8 protein-coding genes are annotated in these 6,537 nt (G+C 65.5%); 2 read left to right on the top strand and 6 right to left on the bottom strand.

Translation table 11 applies throughout. The features are described 5' to 3' along the window. The 5 genes from ADADOO_RS01670 to ADADOO_RS01650 form a co-directional block, all read right to left on the bottom strand. Positions 1–501, bottom strand: a 501-nt coding sequence (locus ADADOO_RS01670; protein WP_511274452.1) for an RsmB/NOP family class I SAM-dependent RNA methyltransferase, incomplete at its 3' end; no start/stop codon positions are given. A gap of 82 nt (positions 502–583) precedes the next feature. Next, positions 584–1,558 (bottom strand): DUF3108 domain-containing protein, encoded by a 975-nt coding sequence (locus ADADOO_RS01665; RefSeq protein WP_511274450.1) that lies wholly within the window; start codon positions 1,556–1,558, stop codon positions 584–586. A gap of 6 nt (positions 1,559–1,564) precedes the next feature. Then, complete coding sequence (purN, locus tag ADADOO_RS01660; protein WP_511274449.1) at positions 1,565–2,227, bottom strand: phosphoribosylglycinamide formyltransferase; 663 nt, start codon at positions 2,225–2,227, stop codon at positions 1,565–1,567. Beyond that, positions 2,224–2,928, bottom strand: coding sequence for a hypothetical protein (locus tag ADADOO_RS01655; protein ID WP_511274447.1), 705 nt, complete (start codon positions 2,926–2,928; stop codon positions 2,224–2,226). The genes purN and ADADOO_RS01655 overlap by 4 nt, the downstream gene beginning before the upstream one ends. Beyond that, the gene (locus ADADOO_RS01650) at positions 2,928–3,569 is read right to left on the bottom strand and encodes a DedA family protein (RefSeq protein WP_511274445.1); all 642 of its coding nucleotides are present in this window, start codon (positions 3,567–3,569) and stop codon (positions 2,928–2,930) included. Before ADADOO_RS01650 ends, ADADOO_RS01655 begins: the two co-directional genes overlap by 1 nt. Before the next feature lie 43 nt (positions 3,570–3,612). Between ADADOO_RS01650 and mutL the strand changes: the two genes are divergently transcribed. Continuing rightward, entirely contained in the window at positions 3,613–5,427 is a 1,815-nt protein-coding gene (gene mutL / locus ADADOO_RS01645) for a DNA mismatch repair endonuclease MutL (RefSeq protein WP_511274443.1), read from the top strand. An 84-nt stretch (positions 5,428–5,511) separates the two neighbouring features. Then, a complete protein-coding gene (locus tag ADADOO_RS01640) occupies positions 5,512–6,321 on the top strand; it encodes a hypothetical protein (RefSeq protein ID WP_511274442.1) in 810 nt (269 codons plus the stop codon). Between the two features lie 84 nt (positions 6,322–6,405). On the opposite strand, the gene ADADOO_RS01635 is transcribed toward ADADOO_RS01640, so the two are convergent. After that, positions 6,406–6,534 carry an ATP-binding protein gene (locus ADADOO_RS01635; protein WP_511274453.1) on the bottom strand — a complete coding sequence of 43 codons (129 nt, stop codon included), beginning with the start codon at positions 6,532–6,534 and terminating at the stop codon, positions 6,406–6,408. Positions 6,535–6,537 lie beyond the last annotated feature (3 nt).

Here is a 6,537-nt window from a genome sequence, read left to right as displayed (position 1 = left end):
CACGTCTTCGCGGTTGGCTTTGAGCGTATTGACGCGCAGGTCGAGCGGCGCCGGCTGGTTCAGGGCATGGGCCAGGGCCAGCGTTTCGTCGGCGCCGAACTGGGCTTCGAGGCGGTTGTACAGCCAGTCCGGCAGGTCGCAGCGGACCGCCGGCGGCAAGTCGGCTTCCGGCATAGCCTTGGCGGCGGCCAGCCATTCTTCCTCGCTGGCCTTCAAAACCGGGGCCAGTTCGCGCTGGCTCCAGCCGCGTGCCACGGCCAGCGCGACGAGCAGGCGGCGACGGTCGGAGAGCTTGCCGGCACAGCGCGCTTCGAGGCTGCGGCCGCGGCGCAGCACGGCGAACACCGTTTCGGCGACGAAGGCGCGGTCGGCATGGCCGAGTTCGCGATGTTCGCGGAAATAGCGCGAAACGACGGCATCGGCCGGGTAATCGAAGCGCAGCAGCAGGCCGAGAACGGCTTCGGCGTGGGCAAACAGGGCGGGGGTGAAGCGGGCTTTCATGGGTAAGGCCTCCTGCCGGGCCGTCCCAAAGGAGGCCGGCGCCCCCTCGGGGGGCAAGGAACAAAGTGAGTGGGGGGGCATTTCATTCTATCTCGGTGGCGACTTGCTCGAAAATGTCGCCTTTTTTATCGGTGTAGCGAATTTTAACCGGTAGGCGGTGACGATCGAGGGCAATCCAGATTTCGGTCACTGTATCGCCCATGGCGCGCAGATGCAGCGTGCGGAAATGGCCGGCCGGGAGGTCGATTTCCTCTTCGCCCAGCGAATCGAGAGCGAAACGGTCGTATTTCTTGCCGGTGACGACGCCGACCGTCGCCCCGTCTTCCGGCTGGCGCAGGTAGGCGAGCTGGTAGTTGAGCGACAGGATGTCCTGGGCGCCGGGGTTGACCGGCTGCGTGGCGCCGCTGCGCGACAGGCGGACTTCTACGGTCGACCAGTCGAAATCGGCATTTTCGTTGGCGTCCTTGCCGTTCTTGCGCGTCCGGTAGGTTTCCGGCTGCAGGCCGCCGGCGGCCAGCCGGCCGCGGCTTTCGTTCTCGAAGACGAGCGGCTTGAAGAGGGCAACCAGGCCGCTCGTTTCGGTCATGCCGGTGAGCCGGTAACGGCCATCCTCGGTGAATGCCCAGCGGTGCTCGGCACGGCCGATCTGGAATCCCTGCGTGCCGTAAAAAATGACGAAACGCATGCTGCCCTTGGCCGGCAGCAGGGGTTTTACCGGCGCCGCCACCGTCGTTGCGACGACCACGGCAGGATCGGCCGGGCCCACGGTCGACGGCAAATTCGGGGCAATTTCGGCAGGCTTGTTTTCCCCGCTTTCGGCGTGGGGCGACGGCTTGCCGGTCGTCAACCGGGCCGCTTGGGCCGGCTTCGGGCGCGACTTGACGGCCGGTTTCGGGACGATGGCGATCGGCGCTACGGGCGGCGGTAGCGGCTGCAACGCTACGCGCAAGGGCTGCGGCTCGTCGGCCCCGCCAAAGAGATCGACATCGCTGCCGAACAGCGCCGCGGCATGAATGCCAAGCGAAGCGGCGAGCGCGACGAGGAAGGCGAGCGGCATTTCGTCTCAGCGCGCCCCGGGCGAGGTAAGGGCGGGCGAAACGAGTACGGCCGGCTCGGCCAGTTCGGCAGCAACCCGGACGCGACCGTTTTCCAGCCTCAGTTTGCCGTCGACAAACCAGCGCACAGCCTGCGGGTAAACAAGGTGTTCCTGGCGCAGGACGCGAGCCGCCAGGCTGGCCTCGTCGTCGCCATCGAGCACCGGCACGGCGGCCTGGATGATGACCGGGCCGTGGTCGAGGGCCGGCGTGACGAAATGCACGGTGCAGCCGTGGATGCGCACGCCCTCTTCGAGCGCGCGCTGGTGCGTGTGCAGGCCGGGGAAGGACGGCAGCAGCGAGGGGTGGATGTTGATCAGCCGGCCTGCGTAGTGGCGGACGAAGCCGTCGGAGAGGATACGCATGAAGCCGGCGAGAACGACGAGGTCGGGTTCGAATTCGTCGATGCACTGGGCTAGCCGGCTATCGAAAGCCTCGCGCCCGGCAAAGGCCTGGTGATTGATGAAGTGCGTCGTGATGCCCGATTTCGCGGCTGTTTCCAGGCCCTCGGCCTCGACCCGGTTACTGATCACGGCGGCGATATTAACGGGCAGATTGCCGGCATCGCGGGCGGCGATGAGTGCCTCCATGTTGCTGCCACGGCCGGAAATCAGGATGACGATTTTCTTCATTTCAAAAAACTCACGGGTAAAAAGACAACGCTGGCCACAGACTGGCTCAGCCGGGAAAAGGTACGGCCATTGCGGTCGGCGACGATCTTGGCCATGAAATCGAGGAGGCCCATGACGCGACCGAATTCGCGCTCGTAGGACAGGTTGCGGTTGGCCGGATCGAGCTCGTTCGAGAGCAGAAAGAGCTCGCCGGCCGCGCTGCGGTCGTGGCCGAGCTTCCAGACGGCGACATCCATATTGCGCGCACTGTTGTAGAGCTTCATTTCGTTGAGGCTGTCGAGAATGTAGAACTCGTCCTTGTGCTCGAAAGCCGCGTCAACCATGCCGAGCAGGCCGAACATCAGGGCCATGACGCGGTCGCCACCATAGCCCTCGGTGAAGGCCTGGGCCGCAACCGCTCCTTCACGCTGGCCGGCGAACTCGGGCCAATTGCGCTGCTGGCGCTGGCGCAGGCGGTCGACTGCCGCCGCGCGGCTGAGCGCGCCGCTTTTTTTCCACTCCTTCGGATTTCGCTTGTAGAGCTTGTCGGCAATCAGCAGCAGGCCATCGACCACTTCGGCCCGATTGGTGTCGGCAATGCGGTCGACTTCCGATTTGAGCAAATATTTCGGGTTGACCGTGGACTCGGTCCGCCCGGCCTTGTCCATCTTCGTCGAACAGGCCGCCACGGTCAGGATGAGGATGACGGCCAGCCAGCGCATCAGGCTTCCTTGCTTTTCAGGTAGCCCCAGCCGATCGGGATGAGCGAGGAAGCGATGATGCCAAGGATGATCACCGACAGATTGGCCTTGACCCACGGCATGTTGCCCAGCCAGTAGCCGGCCAGGCACAGTGAAACGACCCAGCCCAGCGCACCGATCAGGTTGAATAGCGTGAAGCGGGCATAGGTCATCGCCCCGATGCCGGCAACGAAAGGGGCAAAGGTGCGGAACAGCGGCAGAAAGCGCGAAATGATCAGCGTCTTGCCACCATGTTTTTCATAGAAGGCGTGCGTCTTGATCAGCGCGTCGCGGTTAAAAAAACGCGAGTTTTCCCAGTGAAAAACCTTCGGCCCGAGAAAGCGGCCAATCTGGTAATTGACCGTGTTGCCGATCGCTGCCGCGGCCGTCAGCACGCCGATCAGGGTCAAAATATCCATGCCGCCCTCGCCGATGGCAGCCAGCGCGCCGGCCACGAAAAGCAGCGAATCGCCGGGCAGAAAAGGCGTCACGACAAAACCGGTTTCGGCAAAGATGATGAAAAATAGAATGCCGTAAATCCACAGCCCATAGTCCAGCACCATCACCGCCAGATGCTTGTCGAGGTGAAGAACAATGTCGATGAATTGGGTGAGGAGTTCCATGCAGGGCGCCGGGCTTTGAATGAGGCCGCATTATAATGCGCCGATGCCGACCATTGCCCGCCTACCCGACCTCCTGATCAGCCAGATTGCCGCTGGCGAAGTGGTCGAAAGACCCGCCTCCGTCCTCAAGGAACTCCTCGAAAACAGCCTCGACGCCGGCAGCAAGGCCATCCAGGTCCATCTCGAAGAAGGCGGCGTCAAGCTTATCCGCGTCACCGATGACGGCTGCGGCATCGCCAGGGACGAACTGGCGCTGGCCCTGACCCGCCACGCCACCTCCAAGATTTCCACGCTCGACGACCTCGAACGCGTCGGCACCCTCGGCTTTCGCGGCGAGGCCCTGGCTTCGGTCGCTTCCGTCGCCCGCCTGAGCATCACCAGCCGCGAACGCGATAGCAACGGAAATTCGGCCCACGCCTGGAAACTGCGCGGCGAGCCGGGGGCCGAGCCCGAACCGGCCGCCCTGATGGCCGGCACCGTCGTCGAAATGCGCGACCTCTATTTCAACACCCCGGCCCGCCGCAAGTTCCTGAAATCGGAAAGCACCGAATTCGCCCACTGCGCCGATGCCGTCAAGCGCCTGGCGCTGACCCGGCCGGATGTCGCGATCAGCCTGACCCACAACGGCCGCAACCTCTTTCAGCTCGCCCCCGGCGACGCCCCGCGACGCATTGCCGACATCCTCGGCGACGATTTCCTCGGCGCCGCCCGCGCCGTGGAAGCCGGGGCCGGCCCGCTGTCGATAGCCGGTTTCGCCATCGACCCGACCCGCGCCACTGACGCCAAGGACGGCCAATACGTCTTCGTCAACGGCCGTTTCGTGCGCGACAAGATCATCAGCCACGCCCTCCGCGAGGCCTACCGCGACGTCCTGCACGGCAGCCGCCAGCCGGCCGTCTGCCTGTTCGTCAACATCGACCCGGCGCTGGTCGACGTGAACGTGCACCCAGCCAAGACCGAAGTCCGTTTCCGCGACTCGCGCGCCATGCACCAGTTCGTCTTCCACGCCATCCAGCGCACGCTGGCCGCGCCGGTGCAGGCTGAAGCGGCGCCGGCGCTGGTCGAACGCGAGACTGCTACGGTCAACCGGGAATATCGGCCAAATTTCGAATACGCCCCGCCGCTCCGTCACCAGGGCAGCCTCGGCGTCGCCGAACCAGCGGCCGCCGCCTACCTCGCTTTCGCCCGCGCCGCACAGGACGTCGCCCCGTCGCCGGCGCCGCGCAGCGCAGTTGCCCCGCAGTTCCAGCCTACAGAAAGCCCCGGCCAAGATAGCCCGCCGCTCGGCTACGCCCTGGCCCAACTGCACGGCATCTACATCCTGGCCCAGAACGCTCGCGGCCTGATCGTCATCGACATGCACGCCGCGCACGAGCGCATCCTCTACGAAAAGCTGAAAACCGCCTTCGACAACCGCCAGATCGCCACCCAGGCGCTGCTCATCCCGGCCGTCTTCGCGGCCGACCCGCTCGACATCGCCGCCGTCGAAGAACACGCCGACGCCCTGGCCGACCTTGGCTTCCAGATCGCCCCGCTCGGCCCCAACCAGCTCGGCGTGCGTGCCGTGCCCGCCCTGCTGCAAAGCGGCGACCCCGCCGCGCTGGCCAAATCGCTGATTGGCGAACTGCGCGAACACGGCATCACCCAGCTCGCCACCGCCCGGCGCAACGAACTCCTCGCCACCATGGCCTGCCACGGCGCCGTCCGCGCCCGCCGCCTGCTCACCGTCCCCGAAATGAACGCCCTGCTCCGCCAGATGGAAGAAACCGAACGCGCCGGCCAATGCAACCACGGCCGGCCGACGTGGACGGAGCTGACGATGGACCAGCTCGACAAGCTGTTCCTGCGCGGACAGTGAACCTGACTCTGGAAAGCCGACAAAGGGAAGCCGGAAGACAAGCGGTGACAAGCGCCCGCCGGCTTCGCCCCTAAAATTCCGCCGATGTTTTCCGCCCTCCCGCCGCCGGCCCGACGCGCCACGTATTTCGCCTTCGCCGCATCGCTCCTCATCCACGCCCTGGTCCTCATGATCCCCCGGCACGATCCGCAGGCACCCACGCCGCCGCGCTTGGAAGCCCGCCTGAGCAAGCCGGTTTCGACCGCACCGGCGAGGCTCCCCGAGGCGCGCCGGAAACCGGCGAAAAGCCAGCCGCAACGCCCACGGCTACTAACCACCGACCGGCCGGGAAAACGCTCGGTGGCCAGTGCGCCGGCCTGGACAGAGGCCGAAAAGGCGGACATGAACCGCTTTCTCGACGAACTCGACAACAACGCCAGGACCGCCCCCAAACCGACGCTGGCCCAGCGTTCAAAAGCCATGGCCCGCGAGGAAGCGTGGCAGCAGGCGCGCGAAGCGTCAGCCGGCAGCGCCCTGCTCGACCTGCGTCCCAACGCCACGCCGCCCGACCCGTTCAGTCTGGAAATGTATCTCGACGGCCTGCTCAAGCGCCTCAACCGCAGTGCCAGTTTCGTCAGGAACGACCCGCGGGCCAAGGGCATGCGCCCGGCCTCCATCGAGTTCAAGATCAACCCGGACGGCTCGATGAAGTCGTTCAGGGTCGTCAACGCCGGCGATCAGGCCGACGAGATCGCCTTCGTCAAGGCCGTCGTCGAACGTTCAGTTCCCTTCTCGCCCTTCCCGGTCGATCTCGACAAGGCGGCCCGCTCGCTGACCATGCGCATCTGCATCCAGCCAGCCGGCGCGAGCGACGGCGCCTTCGGCTTCACCCGGGCTGGCGGGCGGGGCTGTTGAGCGCTTCCATCAAGAGCGCCAACATCCGCTCAACCAACGCAGGTAATCGCCGGCACTGATGGTGCAGAGTCCAGCCGTCAGGCCTTACACCACAGGAGGAACCGGGGGCTGGCGAGTCGGCAACCAGATGGTGAAGGTGGTGCCCTGCCCCGGCTGGCTGGCGACGTCGATCTTGCCGCCATGTTTTTCGATGATGCCGTAGGAAACGGACAGGCC

It is taken from the genome of Azonexus sp. (genome assembly GCF_036170495.1).
Taxonomy (GTDB): Bacteria; Pseudomonadota; Gammaproteobacteria; order Burkholderiales; family Rhodocyclaceae; genus Azonexus.
Note: the sequence above shows the minus strand (reverse complement) of the source record. Positions and strands in the feature narration are given on the sequence as shown.

Excerpts from the sequence above, each read along its gene's own strand:
- ADADOO_RS01655 (WP_511274447.1), bottom strand. The coding sequence starts at position 2,928 with ATGCGCTGGCTGGCCGTCATCCTCATCCTGACCGTGGCGGCCTGTTCG.
- purN (WP_511274449.1), bottom strand. The coding sequence starts at position 2,227 with ATGAAGAAAATCGTCATCCTGATTTCCGGCCGTGGCAGCAACATGGAG.
- ADADOO_RS01640 (WP_511274442.1), top strand. The coding sequence starts at position 5,512 with ATGTTTTCCGCCCTCCCGCCGCCGGCCCGACGCGCCACGTATTTCGCC.
- ADADOO_RS01665 (WP_511274450.1), bottom strand. The coding sequence starts at position 1,558 with ATGCCGCTCGCCTTCCTCGTCGCGCTCGCCGCTTCGCTTGGCATTCAT.
- mutL (WP_511274443.1), top strand. The coding sequence starts at position 3,613 with ATGCCGACCATTGCCCGCCTACCCGACCTCCTGATCAGCCAGATTGCC.
- ADADOO_RS01650 (WP_511274445.1), bottom strand. The coding sequence starts at position 3,569 with ATGGAACTCCTCACCCAATTCATCGACATTGTTCTTCACCTCGACAAG.